The sequence below is a fragment of the Pseudomonas botevensis genome (genome assembly GCF_019145475.1).
GTDB lineage: Bacteria > Pseudomonadota > Gammaproteobacteria > Pseudomonadales > Pseudomonadaceae > Aquipseudomonas > Aquipseudomonas botevensis.
Genome location: NZ_JAHTKI010000001.1, coordinates 632284 through 646888, shown reverse-complemented (window position 1 = coordinate 646888; position 14605 = coordinate 632284). Strand labels below are relative to the sequence as shown.

The following is a 14605-nucleotide window of genomic DNA, read 5'->3' as shown; positions in this document are numbered from 1 at the left end:
TTGTGGGAGCGAACTTGCTCGCGAAGCAGTCGACTCGGTCTGAAGTCAGCCGTTGGCCGTTTTCTCCAGGTGTTCAAGGATCAGTGGATACACATCGACCACCGCGTTCTTGCCGAACATGCAATCGATGTGGCCATAGCCCGGCACCACATGCCGGCTGTAGCGCTCCGGCCCGTGTTTTTCACAGACCCGCTGGTAGGTCTTGAGGGTACTTTCCGGCAGGTAGCACTGGTTTTCCGCGCCGCTGATGAAGCAGATCGGCATGGTCAACCGGTCGAAGTGCGGCATGTACACGTCGTTGCCCTTGAAATCCACCAGATGCCCTTTGCGCACGATCAGCGCCAGGTGCTCGAAGGTTTCGATGTTCGACTCGCCGAACAGCTCGTGCAGGTTGTCGTGCAGGGTTTCGTTGAGGGTGTCGTGGCGGTACAGCGAGGCGTACATGAAGGTGATGCGGTGGCACACCGGGTTGGTGCAGTAGCCCTGGGCCTCGATCCGCGCATAGCCATTGAGGGCCTTGTCGTAGAGCCGGTTGAACCAGTTTTCCTTGCTGTCGGCGTAAGCGGTCATCGATTTGATGCCGATGGCGTCGAGCATGCCCGGCAGGTGCAGGCCGGCCTTCAGACCGGTCGCGGTGGCAACCACCGTGTCGGCGGCAATCTGCGAGCAGACCACCGAACGCACCCCTTGCAGCCCCGCCAGCAGCGACATGAAGAACGTCGTCGCGCCGTAGCAATGCACCACGCATTGCACGTCTTTGGCGCCGGTCTGTTGCTGGATCTGCCCGATGGCAGCCTTGAAGTCGTACTGGGCGATCTGATCGCCGTTCCACTCCTTCTTGCTTGCCGGCAGCAGGATGCTCACCCGGAAATCCAGCAGCCATACGTCGTACTCATGCTTGCAGAGGAATTCCAGCAGGTTGGTATGGATGGTGTCGGTGGAAAAGATGTTCGAACCCACGCCCAGGCCATGGACCAGCATCACCGGCCCTTTGCTGCCGGCCTGATAGCGGGTCAGACGCAGTTCGACGCCATCCTCGGTGGGGAAGAAATGCACATTCGGCGGCGGCGCATCCAGCGGCCGTTTCAACCGTGGCGGCGCGTCCGGGTTGAAGTAAATGTCGCCGGCAAACACCCCGCCGTAGCTTTCCCAGAGAATCCCGGCGAAGAACTTGCCGAAACGCGCCAGGCCTTCAATGCGCTCACGCTCGTTGCGCGCGTTGAGCACTTTCATGGTGGTCATCTGCTTGGCGAAATCGGCGGGCAGGATGTGCATCACCCCGGAGCCGATCACCTCGCCGGTCTTGTCCGGCCCGCGATACAGCGTCACGTAGAGGGTGCTGGTGTCGTGCCAGATATTCAGCACGCCGTTGTCTTCCGGCACGGTCTTGAAGGCACTGAAGTAGTAGTCGTTGCCGTCCTCGGCGGTCAGTTTCATGTCGTATTTCATGTGCCGCGTATCGACTTGCTGCTCGTACTGCTCGAACAGGTTGAACACGCCATTGCTGGCGGTCAGCGGCTGCGGCGAGAGCATCGGTGCGTTGACCGTGCCGACAATCGTCGCGGCATGTTCCGGCTCCTTGATCATCCGGTTGAGGTCATTGGCGGTGATGGTCAGGGTGAAGTCGATCGGCGAATTGTCCGCCTCGCCGCGTTTGGCGGCGGCCTCGTAGACCTTCAGATCGTCACTTTGCGCAGCGGTGAAGGCCCGGGAGAAATAGCCCTTCATGGTCTCGGTGAACTGCACGCCGAGGGTCGGCGGCGCCACCGGTTTGCGCGGTGCCGACGGCAGGCTGTAGTCGATGTGCCAGCCCCGGTCGGCGGCCAGCAGGCCCATGTTGCGCTCGCTCACGGCGGAGATGGTCAACAGCGGATTGACTGCCAGCGACGTTGGAATCACTGCGCCGTCGGTCACATACAGACCGGTGTACACCTCGGTGCCGCTGGCTCCGCTGAACACCTGCCCCTTGTGGTTGACCACGCCTTGCGCGGCGTCCTCGCCCATCACGCAACCGCCCAGTGGATGCACCGAGACGATGCTGTGCTTGAGCAGTTTGGTCCAGATCGGGTTTTCCACCCAGACGCCGCCCAGGGCCTTGGTGCTCTGGTACAGCCGCTCGTTGCCGAGTTTGAAGTTCTCCTGCTCGCCGACGCCCGGCCAGTCGATGCGCAACTGATCCTTGCTGTCGAGCAGCATGCGCCCGTTGCCGCTGTCGTGGCTCATGATCAGGTAGGTCTGCATGCCGTGCAGCGCACCGTGATACGGGCCGCGCAGGAAGCTTTCGACTTCACGCTCCTTGTATTTGATCTTGCCGCCGAGGCTGGTGTCGGTGGCCTTGCCGATCAGTTCGGCAAACCCGGCCATTGCCGGCACCATCGGCCGGCCGAGGGCGCCGGGAATCGAGCCTTCTTCGATGACCATGCGGCTGCGCCAGTCGCCTTCGGTGCGCATGTCGATGATCGAGGTGATGCACGGGCCGACCGGACTCAGTTCCTTGGCCGAATGCGCACCAAAACCGATGCCGTTGATGGTCTGTTCGCAGTTGTGGCCGAAGCCGAGGATGTCGCCGTTGCCGCTCATGTTCTCGCCGAGCTGGCCGGACATCGCCAGGCCTTTGTCCCGCGAGCGCAGGAGGATTTCAGTAGAGCCGAGGGTGCCGGCAGACACCACGACGATGTCGGCCTTCACGAACAGGGTCGGCGCCGAGAACTTCTCGCGGCCGCTGTCCAGGTATTGGAAATGCACGATCCAGCCATCGCCACTGCGCTCCAGATGCCGCACCTCGGCCTGGCAGAAAATCTCTGCGCCGTGGTTCCAGGCGTCCGGCAGGTAGTTCATCAGGGTGGTGTTCTTGGCCTTGTTGTTACAGCCCGAGACGCAGTCGCCGCAGTGGTTGCACGGCAGTTGCTCGACGCCGACATGGTTGAGGTTGTTCGGCAGTTTGTCGAAGGTGACATTGATCGGCGGCCTGTAGAAATGCGCGCCTTGCTTGAGGAAATCCGCAGATTTTTTGTTGGCGTCGAGTTTGGGCAGGTTCGGTGCGCTGCTCGGGTAAGGATTGGGCTTGAGCATCTCCCGCGCCCGTTCGTAGCCATCCCTGAGCAGCGTGTCGCGATGCTCGCGCACTTCCAGCGGCCAGCGCGGGTCGTCGAAGACACCGGGTTCCGGCTCCAGCGAAACGTTGGCATTGATCAACGAGGTGCCGCCGAGGCCGCAGCCGACCACCACGTTCTGCTGGGCATTGACGTGCAGGTCGAACAGCCCGGTGCGTGAACCGATATGGCCGTCCGGGTCATGCACCTGCAATTCCTCGGTGGCGGCGATCATGGTGTTGGGGTATTCGCCGGGCTGGATCTCCCGGCCCCGCTCCAGCAGGCACACCCGTCGCCCGGCCCGGGACAACCGCGACGCGGCAATACCACCGCCGTACCCGGAGCCGATGACGATCACGTCGTAGTGTTCTTTGATCTCGCTGATAGGCGTTGATATCCGTGTCATGAGGGGGTTCCTCTCTCAGGCTGATGGGGCAACTCTGCGGTTGCCTGCAATCAATGGGCGAACGAGCACCTGGCCTCCGGTGTGAACCGGCGGCAGCAAACGGTTTGGGCGGAAATCCGGCGCTACAGACGAGCGCGCTGATTGGTGGCGCGACGTAACGTGCGCTTGCGCGGCGAGGGGCGATGGCGGTGCGGGCGGCTATCCATCATGCGTTCTCCCAGAACCTGATGTGGATAAGTGACGGCTGTCCTTGTGCCATTGCAGTGAAGACAGCGCAGGATTCGAAGTCAAGGCACGCTCTTAGAACTGTACGAAATGTGAGCAATCGCCATTTTGACTATGACGGACGGGGCTTGCCGGGTTTGGCGAACAAGTTATCCACACGTCCATCCACCGCTTATGGGGATAAATTGAAAATGACGCCGCTGCATCCCGCAAAAAAACCGATGCCCTGCGCAACCGGGCATCGGTCTTTAGCACTCCTGAATCGTTGGTTCACCAGTTCCACGAGCTAATAATGCTCTGCGCCAGCGAATAAATGCGGTTTATGTCGGAAGAGTCGGGCGGCCGCTTATAGTCGGGGTCAACTTTTATCAATAACTCATCGTATAAACGATCGATCCGTTCTTCGGTTCTTTTCTTATCGCGCTGACGAAGAACATCCAGTTTCGCTTTATTATCTACAAGCGCTCTGTTTTCTTCGAGATTGAATGCGCGACACCACTCACCTTCAATAGGATTAATGAACGGTGGCGGCCCTACTGGCTTATTCATCAGGAGAACCAGCCGGTAATCCAGCTGACCACCGAATTGAAGGTACTGGTAATTTTTTCCCAGACATTTTTCAGCCAATTAAGGATATTTTTTCCTACTTCGACAAAGAAGTCGGTGATCTTGTCCAGAACGGCATTGAACAAACCACCAAACGTTTCCATGAAGCCGACCACCGCATCGCCGCTTTGCGGAAACTTGTCTATTTGCGCAATGGCCTCATCGTACATTTTGTCGATACGCTTATTGGCCGCTTCCTGATCCCGCTTGCGCAGTTCTTCAAGCTTTTTCTTGTAATCCGAAGTGTCCGTCGAACCTGAATTCTCAAAGGCCTCCGTGGCCTTGGTCAGTTCAGTCTCGGACTGATCCGCCTGCCCTTCCCCGGCCTCCCGCGCCTTTGGCTCCAGATACCTCACCGCCGGATCATTGGAACTGTTGGTGCTGACGTAAAGACTGCGCAAATGAATCTGCTGCAAATGCGGGGACGCCATCAGCACACCACGCGCGGAGCCCGCGGAACGATGTTTGGCGTGAGTGCGCATTTCATTCAACAGTTCAACATACGCACCTTTGGACGGTGCGACCGCTGCGGCGGCAACGGACTTTACTTCGGACTTGGCTGCTTTAGACATTTCCATAACTCCTTGTAAATTGGGTGTTACCAGTTCGCCATATAATCGAGCATGCACCAACATCCTGGACAGGCTCGCCATTGCTTCCCGACATTTCACTCATCGGCAGCTGATATAAACTTCCAGATACGCGATATCGCGCCATTCAATCAGCGGCCATCAAGCGGAAAGCGTTTTATGGACAACGTTATTAGTTGATTCGCGTGAAACAATCCATTGCATGACTCCTGCACAGAGGCATGAGAAAAACGTGTTGAACAACCTTGTTCACTTCATCGCGAGGGAGATTAAAGTCGGCAAACAAAGTAATGTCAAACCGCCAGATATACGCAAAGGAACCTGAAGTTATTTGTATTTGCTATATATCCGGATACGCTGCCGCGCGCCGTTCAACAACGGCTGTGCGGGAAGCGCCTGGCGCCAGATATGAGCAAAGAACCCGGTCAGCGGGCGCGCTCCTCAGGCTGAATGTGATCCTGTTCAAGTTATCCACATTTAGATCCGCAGCAATGCTGAACAACCCGATTCTGCGTCCAGGTTTTACTGAGTCAGCCTCAAAAAATCCTCGACTTATCAAGAATCAAGGTTTTCCCCACGGATTGACTATTTTTTGATCTTTCCCCTAAACACCACGTTTTATAAGGGCTGTAGAGGATGGCGAACACCTTATCCACAGAAGCGCCAACAGAGATCGGGGGTAAGTTTCGCGGCGCTGTGGAAAAGCACCGCCGGCTGGGGAAAATCGAGGGCTCTGGGAAGGTTATCGAGCCTCGCAGCGGAATTTGATCGTTTTTTGAACAAACACCTGTAGGCCACGGACTGTATGGGTTACAGCCGATAGCGAACATCTTATCCACAAAAGCGCCAACAGAGATTGGGGGCAACTTGGATCGTCGCTGTGAAGAAAATATGTGGAAAAACCGCGAGTTAGCCTGGTTGTTTTTTGATCGCAGGGCTGGAGGGCTTGATTGGCGCGGGGTCGGGGGATAGGCGAACATGTTATCCACAGAGTCGCCAACAGGGATTGTGGGTAAGGTCCGGATTCGGGCCTGACAACAGACCGCTGCCCTCACCTCAGTCCTCTCCCCGAGGGCTGAGGTGAGGCACTTTGTCAGCGGACGACGCCTTCTTCAATCAGCAACTTGAGAATCGCCTCGGCCCCCGCCTGCGCCGTCACGCCCTTGAGCACCTGACCACCGCCGCCACTGGCCTTGGCCGTCGCCGCTTTCATCCGGTCGGCGCCGCTCTTGGCCTTGATCACCTTCAAGCGCTTCGGCCGTGGCTTGGCCGGTTGCAGACTCGCCACCGCCAGCAATTCATCGTCCACCACTTGCACATCCTGCGCCTGCAACACCCCGCGCCGGGCCGGGCCGTAGGCGCTTTGCCGAGGCTTGGGCGCGGCGTTATCCACAGTCGCCAGAAACGGCAGACGCACCTTCAGCCGGCGACGTTGCCCACGAGGCAACGCTTGCAGCACCAGCGCCGAACCGTCGCCGATCGACTCGACCTGCGCCAGCCCGACCACCAGCGGCCAGCCCAGCCCTTCGGCCAGCAGAAACGGCAACATGCCCGAACCTTCGCCGGTCTCCGCCTGGCTGCCGGTCAGCACCACCTGGGCGCCGGCATCGCGCAAATAAGCGGTCAACGCCGGCAACGCATCGGCGCCGGCCGGTTGCTCCAGCACATGCATCTGTTCCAGGCCCATGCCCAGATAGGCGCGTAGCGCCGGTTCGGCGATATCCCCGGCATGCAGCACTTGCAGGTTATCCCCGGCCAGTTGCAGGCCCAGTTCCACGGCACGCGCATCCTGTTCGGCGCGACGCGGCCGACCGGAGGTCGGGTGAGCGCCGATGGAGACGAGGCTGATGACATTGGTATTCATGACTGTGTCCTTCCCTTAAGCCGCATCGCGCTTGGCTTCATTGCGGTAAGCCGCCACCGCCGCGATCAAGGCTTGCAGAATCTCCGCGCTCTCGCCGATCACCGACAAATCAGCGCGCTTGATCATGTCGCAACCGGCATCGAGGTTGATCGCCACCACCTTGTCGCAGGCGCCGATGCCTTGCAGGTGCTGGATCGCCCCGGAGATGCCCACCGCCACGTACACCCGCGCGGTGACCCAGGTTCCGGACGCACCGACCTGGCGATCGCGAGCCATGAAGCCATCGTCCACTGCCACCCGCGAGGCGCCTTCGGTGGCGCCGAGTGCGGCAGCAGTCTCGTGGAACAGCGCCCAGTCCTTGACCCCATTGCCGCCGGAGAAGATGAACTCCGCCTCAGCCATCGGAATCGCCGCCGGGTCCACCGCCACCGCGCCCAGATCCTCGATCCGCGACAGGCTTCGCGCGACACTTGTGGACAACTCCACCGGCAGCGCTTCGTGGCGGGTTTCGCTGACCGGTTCCGCACATTCCGCCGAGGCCAGGATCAAGCGACCCAACGGCCGGGCCAGGTCTTGCAACCCGGCGCCAGCACGGCCGATGCATTCCTGATCCTTGACCTGCCAGACCCGCGTCGCCGGACGCTCGCCCAGCGCAGCGGCAAAGCGTCGGCCCAACTCACCGCCACCGCTGCGGCTGTCCGGCAGCAGCCAGTGACGCGGATTGAACTGGTTATCCACAGCCCGCAGGCCCTGCACCCGTTGTTCCGGGACATAACCGCTGAATTCATCACCTTCGAGCACCAGCAGACGGTCAACACCCGCCGTGGCGAAAGCGCTTTCCTTGTGCTCGCCGAACACCACCGCCAACACCGCGCCGTCGTTGCCGGCCAGTTGATGGGCAAGACCGAGCAGGTCGCGGTCGTGGCTGCTCAGGCGGCCGCCGACCATGTCCGGCACCACGCTGATGTAGAACGCCGGCGCCGACACCTGATGCAGCGGCAATTGCACTTCCACTGCCGCCGAGCGTTTGACCGCCCCACCCTGCTGGGCGCCGCTGCGGTCGATACGCTTGATGCCGTTGGGGCCGATGAAGCCGATCCCGTGCAGATTCTTGCGGACGATGCCGTTAGGCCCCATCCAGCTGTGTTGCGCCGGTTGCATGGCCGCGTGCAGCGGATGCAGACGGTTACGGGCGATCCATTCGGCGCGTGGGTCGCGGCGGATAATGTCACTCATCAATGCACCTCCGCAGGTTCACGTTTGGTCGCCGAGGCGGACTTCGGCGTTTCGTCTTCAAGCAACGCATCAGCCACCAGTTCGGCGATGTCCTTGATCAGCGGACGCGGCTCGACCACGCCTTCGAGCATCGCCGTGCATTGTGGACAACCCACCGCCACCAGTTCGGCACCGGTCTCGCGGATGTCGTCCATGCGCATGTCGGGGATCCGCTGCTTGCCCGGAATGTCGGTAATCGGCGCCCCGCCACCACCGCCGCAGCAGCGCGAGCGGAAGCCGGAGCGTTGCATTTCCTTGACCTCGATGCCGAGGGCGCGCAGTACCTGACGCGGCGCCTCGTACTCGCCGTTGTAGCGGCCGAGGTAGCACGGATCGTGATAAGTGACGCTGTCGCCTTTGTGCTGCCCGAGGTTCAGCGCGCCGGCCTGAATGATCTCCGCCATGTAGGTGCTGTGGTGTTGCACGAGGTAGTTGCCGTCGAAGGCGCCGTACTCGTTTTTCAGCACATGGAAGCTGTGCGGGTCGCAGGTGACGATGCGGTTGAAGCTGTATTTGGCCAGGGTCTGGATATTGCGCCTGGCGAGCAACTGGAACGTCGCCTCATCGCCGAGCCGGCGAGCCACGTCGCCGCTGTCGCGTTCTTCGAGGCCGAGCACGGCGAAGTCGATTTTTGCCGCTTTCAGCACTTTGACGAAGGCGCGCAGGGTGCGCTGGTTGCGCATGTCGAAGGCGCCGTCGCCGACCCAGAACAGCACGTCGGTGGACTTCTTGTCGCTGAGCAGATTGAGGTTCAGATCCGCCGCCCAGTTCATCCGCCCGCCCGGTGCGAAACCACCAGGGTTGTCGGTAGCGATCAGGTTTTCCAGGACTTCGGCGCCCTTGTTCGGGGTCGCACCCTTTTCCAGCGTCAGATGGCGGCGCATGTCGACGATGGCGTCGACGTGCTCGATCATCATCGGGCATTCCTCGACGCAGGCGCGGCAAGTGGTGCACGACCACAGGGTTTCGGCGTCGACCAGACCGTTGACGATCGGCTGATGCGGATTGCCCGAGTGCTCACCGATTGGCTTGCCGGGATACGGGCTGCCGGCAAATTTGGCATCGCTGCCGCCAGCCAGGCCGACGACCATGTCCTGAATGAGTTTTTTCGGGTTCAGCGGCTGGCCGGCGGCGAACGCCGGGCACGCTGCTTCGCACTTGCCGCACTGCACGCAGGCGTCGAAGCCGAGCAACTGGTTCCAAGTGAAGTCCTTGGGTTTTTCCACCCCCAGCGGCGCAGCCGGATCATTGAGATCCAGCGGTTTCAAACCGGTGGAGCGTCCGCCGCCGAAGCGCTCGGCGCGACGGTGCCAGGCCAGGTGCAGGGCACCGGCGAAGGCGTGTTTCATCGGCCCGCCCCAGGTCATGCCGAAGAACAGCTCCGACACGCCCCACAGCACACCGATCCCGAGAATCACCGCCAGCACCCAGCCGCCGAAGTTCTCCGGCAGGATCCCGGCCACCGGCAGGGTCACCAGGAAGAACGACGCGGAAAACGCCAGCAGGCTTTTCGGCAGGCGCATCCACGGGCCTTTCGACAGCCGCGACGGCGGGTTGCGCCGACGCAGGTAAACGAAGATGGCGCCGAAGAACATCACCGCCGACATCAGCAGCAGCGCATAGCCGAGAATGCGGTTATGCAGGCCGAAACCGTGTACCAGAATCGCCAGCACAATCGACGCCACCGCCCCGCCCGCCGTGGCGACGTGGGTGTTGGCGATGTATTTGTCCCGCGCCACGACATGGTGCAGGTCGACCATGTAGCGCTTGGGCATGGCGAACAGACCGCCGATCAGATCGACCTTCGAGGCCCGGCCCCGACGCCACATGGCCACCCGCCGCAACGCGCCGAGGACACCCAGGCCCAGGGCGGCAAACAACAGGATTGGAAGAAGGGTGTTCAACATAGGTGAAGCTCCCAAAGACCGCAGGGTCTTGCAGGTCGAGATGCCTTGTCCGGTCCCGTGGGAGCGGGCTTGCCCGCGAATGCATGCTGTCAGTCACATCTGCCTTGACTGACCCGCCGCTTTCGCAAACAAGCCCGCGCCCACAGGGTCATGTGCAAGCCTTTAGAAGTCTTTGCACAACCGCAGCGCGTCGTAGATCGCCGCGTGGACGTTACGCTGGGCCACGCAGTCGCCGATGCGGAACAGCAGGTAGCCGTCGCCGCTCTGCTCCAGGCATGGCTGCGGCTTGATCGCGAACAGGGCTTCGACGTCGATCTGGCCCTTGTTGCGCGAACCTTCCTTCATCGCGTAGTAGATCGCTTCGTCCGGGCGCACGCCGTTCTCGATCACCACCTGATCCACCACCCGCTCCTCTTTGGCGCCGGTGTATTCGTTTTCCAGCACCGCCACCAGCTTGTCGCCTTCGCGGTAGACCTTCTCCAGCATCATGTCGCCGGTCATGATCACTTCTTTGGGGTACATGCTGCGGTAGTAGGTCGGGAACGACGTACCGCCGATCGCCACGCCCGGTTTGATGTCGTCGGTGACGATCTCGACCTGGCTGCCCTTGTCGGCAATGAAGTCAGCGGTGGACATGCCGGTGAATTCGCAGATGGTGTCGTAGACCAGCACGTTCTTGCCCGGCGCGACCTTGCCGTCGAGCACGTCCCAACTGCTGACCACCAGCCCTTCGGCGGCGCCCCAGTGTTCGTTCTGCTCGATGAACGGATGACCGCCGACCGCCAGCACCACCACGTCCGGACGCAGGTCCAGAATGGTCGGCGCGTCGGCGGCGGTGCCCAGGCGCAGGTCGACTTTCAGGCGCGCCAGTTCCAGTTGATACCAGCGGGTGATACCGGCGATCTGATCACGCTGCGGCGCTTTCGATGCCGTGGTGATCTGCCCGCCAATGAACTCTTTCTTCTCGAACAGGGTCACGTCGTGGCCCCGCTCGGCAGCCACGCGGGCGGCCTCCATCCCGGCAGGACCGGCACCGACCACCACCACTTTGCGTTTGACCCCGGTGGTTTTCTCGATGATGTGCGGCAGCCCCATGTATTCACGGGAGGTCGCGGCGTTCTGGATGCACAGCACGTCCAGACCCTGGTACTGACGGTCGATGCAGTAGTTGGCGCCGACGCACTGTTTGATCTGGTCGACCTGGCCCATCTTGATCTTGGCGATCAGGTGCGGGTCGGCGATGTGCGCACGGGTCATGCCGACCATGTCGACGTAACCACCTTCAAGAATACGGGTGGCCTGGTTCGGGTCCTTGATGTTCTGCGCGTGCAGCACCGGGACCTTGACCACTTCCTTGATCCCGGCTGCCAGGTGCAGGAACGGCTCCGGCGGATAACTCATGTTCGGGATCACGTTGGCCAGGGTGTTGTGGGTGTCGCAACCCGAACCCACGACGCCGATGAAATCGAGCATGCCGGTGTCGTCGTAATACTTGGCGATCTGCTTCATGTCCTCGTGGGACAGGCCATCAGGGTGGAACTCGTCACCGCAGATGCGCATGCCCACGCAGAAATCGTCACCGACTTCGGCGCGCACGGCTTTCAACACTTCCAGACCGAACTTCATCCGGCCTTCGAAGGTGCCGCCCCATTCGTCGGTCCGCTTGTTGACGCGCGGGCTCCAGAATTGGTCGATCATGTGCTGGTGCACGGCCGACAGTTCAACACCGTCCAGACCGCCGGCCTTGGCACGACGGGCCGCTTGCGCGTAGTTGCCGATCACCCGCCAGATTTCTTCCGGCTCGATGGTCTTGCAGGTGGCACGGTGCACCGGCTCACGCACGCCGGACGGCGACATCAGGGTCGGCCAGTTGAAACCGTCCCAGCGCGAGCGGCGGCCCATGTGGGTAATCTGGATCATGATCTTGGCGCCGTGCTTGTGCATGGCGTCGGCCAGATTCTGGAAATGCGGAATGATGCGGTCGGTGGACAGGTTCACCGAGCTCCACCATTCCTGCGGGCTGTCGATGGCGACCACGGACGAACCGCCGCAAATCGCCAGGCCGATCCCGCCCTTGGCCTTCTCTTCGTAATACTTGACGTACCGGTCGGTGGTCATGCCGCCGTCGGTCGCATAGACCTCGGCGTGCGCGGTGCTGAGCACGCGATTGCGGATGGTCAGTTTGCCGATCTGGATCGGCTGGAACATTGCTTCGAAAGCCATGGCGGGTTCCTCGACTTACAACGGCTTGACGGTGAACAGGCCGTCGTCGTGGCCTTCTTCGGAGCCACCGTAGACCTGCTCGGCCACGGTGCGGATCTTGCTGCCGCGTGCGGCGAGGATCTGATCCATGGCACCGGCAAACCAGCCGGTGAACATGTAGTCGACCTTGCGCCCGACCTTGCCGTAGACGTAGACGAATGCGGAGTGTTCGAGCTTGACGCTGGCGGTGCCTTTGTCGAGGTCGATGTCCTGGATCTTGAACAGGCCCCAGCCGCGTTGCGACAGGCGCTTCATGTAGTGTTCGAACACCGCGACGCCTTCCAGGCCGTGGCATTCGGCTTCCTTTTCACACCAGTGCCAGGCGGACTTGTAGCCGGCCTTGTAGAGGATTTCGGCATAGGCTTCGGCGCCCAGCACTTCCTCGATGCCGATGTGGTTGTTGACGAAAAAATGCCGTGGCACGTACAGCATCGGCAGGGCATCGGACGTCCAGATACCGGTCTCGCTGTCGACTTCGATTGGCAATTGCGGGGCGATCTTGGCCATGGAAACTCAACTCCAGAAAATTTGTTGTGTTGCCCCCGGCGCGGACGGCCGGGGGAAAGGATTCAGAAGTGCGGTGGCTTATTCGCCCCAAACATCTTTCAAGACGTTGACCCAGTTCTCGCCCATGATCTTGCGTACCACGCGCTCGGAATGGCCGCGCTTGAGCAGGGTTTCGGTCAGGTTCGGGAACTCGCCGACGGTGCGGATGCCCAGCGGGTTGATGATCTTGCCGAAACTGGTCAGACGGCGGGCGTAGCCCTTGTCGTGGGTCAGGTATTCGAAGAAGTCCTGACCGTGACCCTGGGTGAAGTCGGTGCCGATGCCGATGGCGTCTTCGCCGACGATGTTCATGGTGTACTCGATGGCTTCGGCGTAATCGTCGATGGTCGAGTCGATGCCCTTGGCGAGGAACGGCGCAAACATGGTCACGCCGACGAAGCCGCCGTGGTCGGCGATGAACTTCAGTTCTTCATCGGACTTGTTGCGCGGGTGCTCCTTGAGTCCCGACGGCAGGCAGTGGGAATAGCAGACCGGTTTTTTCGATTCGAGGATGACTTCCTCGGAGGTCTTGGAACCGACGTGGGACAGGTCGCACATGACCCCGACGCGGTTCATTTCGGCAACGATTTCGCGACCGAAGCCCGACAGGCCGCCGTCACGCTCGTAGCAACCGGTGCCCACCAGGTTCTGGGTGTTGTAGCACATCTGCACGATGCCGACGCCGAGCTGCTTGAACACCTCGACATAGCCGATCTGGTCTTCGAAGGCGTGGGCGTTCTGGAAGCCGAAGAGGATGCCGGTCTTGCCCTGCTCCTTGGCGCGACGGATGTCGGCGGTGGTGCGCACCGGCATCACCAGATCGCTGTTTTCACGGATCAGTTTCTGACTGGCGGCAATGTTGTTGACCGTGGCCTGAAAGCCCTCCCACACCGACACGGTGCAGTTGGCTGCCGTCAGACCGCCCTTGCGCATGTCTTCGAACAGCTCGCGGTTCCATTTGGCAATGATCAGACCGTCGATAACGATGCTGTCGGCGTGTAATTCGGCTGGGCTCATCAGGCGTCCCCTTATTGTCGATTCATGCGCCGAATCGTCTGCCGGCGCTTTGGGGCCAGCATATGCCTCGGTGCAGGGGCAGCCGGGTGCAAAAACGACAGGGGAATTGCCGAAAGCGTCAATCCGCGACAAAGGGTCGCCAACCGTCCCGACCAGCCACCTGTTCAAGCCCGCAAGCTTGAGCCAGAATCCTCCGCATCTTGGAAACACCACTGGATTAGAGCGGCGACAACAATGAAATCGATCTTCCTGGCCCTGGCCCTGATTGCGACCGGCGTACACGCCGCCGAAGAATCCGACAACAACCCGTGCGACGCGGTCGAAAACGACGTCCAGACTCTGGAATGCTCGACCTACAGCCGCACCACCGCCGAAGACCTGCTCAAGGACAACTACAAAAGCCTGGCCGACCGCATGCAGACGGCCTACGGCAAAAACCCGTCGCAACTGAACGACATCACCACCAAACTCAAGACCGCCCAGCAACAATGGCTGAAAACCCGCGACGCCGACTGCGCCGTAGAAGCCTTCCCCGCGACCGAAGGCAGCAAGGCCTTCAAGATCGCGCAGAACGACTGCGTGGCGCGGATGAGTGACGAGCGGTCGGAGTTTCTGGAGTCAATTGGGCAGGAATGACCCCGGCTTCCGTTGAAAGCTGGAGCCATCTCCAGCTTTCAAGCGTTTTGACCTGACCTGTAAATCCTGCCGGAAGCCGCTGCTCTCGCGGTTTCACGCAACATGCCGTCAAATGTTGTTTATTGGACAGATGAAAAATATAAGTAAAGATTCGCGAATCTTATAAAAGACTTATATCC

General features: G+C 60.8%; 10 protein-coding genes. 1 reads left to right on the top strand and 9 read right to left on the bottom strand.

The window, feature by feature from the left end:
• Positions 1-45 precede the first annotated feature (45 nt).
• From KVQ74_RS03060 to KVQ74_RS03020, 9 genes are all read right to left on the bottom strand, one after another.
• A complete protein-coding gene (locus KVQ74_RS03060; protein ID WP_217829518.1) occupies positions 46-3498 on the bottom strand; it encodes a GMC oxidoreductase in 3453 nt (1150 codons plus the stop codon).
• Positions 3499-3993: 495 nt separating this feature from the next.
• Positions 3994-4272 carry a hypothetical protein gene (locus tag KVQ74_RS03055; RefSeq protein WP_217829517.1) on the bottom strand — a complete coding sequence of 93 codons (279 nt, stop codon included), beginning with the start codon at positions 4270-4272 and terminating at the stop codon, positions 3994-3996.
• Positions 4272-4901 (bottom strand): hypothetical protein, encoded by a 630-nt coding sequence (locus tag KVQ74_RS03050; protein WP_217829516.1) that lies wholly within the window; start codon positions 4899-4901, stop codon positions 4272-4274. Before KVQ74_RS03050 ends, KVQ74_RS03055 begins: the two co-directional genes overlap by 1 nt.
• 1111 nt (positions 4902-6012) lie before the next feature.
• Complete coding sequence (gene etfB, locus KVQ74_RS03045; RefSeq protein WP_217829515.1) at positions 6013-6783, bottom strand: electron transfer flavoprotein subunit beta; 771 nt, start codon at positions 6781-6783, stop codon at positions 6013-6015.
• A 15-nt stretch (positions 6784-6798) separates the two neighbouring features.
• Positions 6799-8019, bottom strand: coding sequence for an electron transfer flavoprotein subunit alpha (etfA, locus tag KVQ74_RS03040; RefSeq protein WP_217829514.1), 1221 nt, complete (start codon positions 8017-8019; stop codon positions 6799-6801).
• Positions 8019-9965: a dimethylglycine demethylation protein DgcB gene (gene dgcB, locus KVQ74_RS03035; protein ID WP_217829513.1), complete on the bottom strand. Its 1947-nt coding sequence runs from the start codon at positions 9963-9965 to the stop codon at positions 8019-8021. The genes etfA and dgcB overlap by 1 nt, the downstream gene beginning before the upstream one ends.
• A gap of 162 nt (positions 9966-10127) precedes the next feature.
• Positions 10128-12188 carry a dimethylglycine demethylation protein DgcA gene (dgcA, locus tag KVQ74_RS03030; RefSeq protein WP_217829512.1) on the bottom strand — a complete coding sequence of 687 codons (2061 nt, stop codon included), beginning with the start codon at positions 12186-12188 and terminating at the stop codon, positions 10128-10130.
• Between the two features lie 15 nt (positions 12189-12203).
• On the bottom strand, positions 12204-12734 hold the full coding sequence (locus tag KVQ74_RS03025; protein ID WP_217829511.1) for a DUF5943 domain-containing protein: 531 nt from the start codon (positions 12732-12734) through the stop codon (positions 12204-12206).
• Between the two features lie 78 nt (positions 12735-12812).
• Positions 12813-13790 carry a dipeptidase gene (locus KVQ74_RS03020; protein ID WP_027610650.1) on the bottom strand — a complete coding sequence of 326 codons (978 nt, stop codon included), beginning with the start codon at positions 13788-13790 and terminating at the stop codon, positions 12813-12815.
• A 234-nt stretch (positions 13791-14024) separates the two neighbouring features.
• Between KVQ74_RS03020 and KVQ74_RS03015 the strand changes: the two genes are divergently transcribed.
• Entirely contained in the window at positions 14025-14426 is a 402-nt protein-coding gene (locus tag KVQ74_RS03015; protein ID WP_217829510.1) for a lysozyme inhibitor LprI family protein, read from the top strand.
• Positions 14427-14605: the final 179 nt, after the last annotated feature.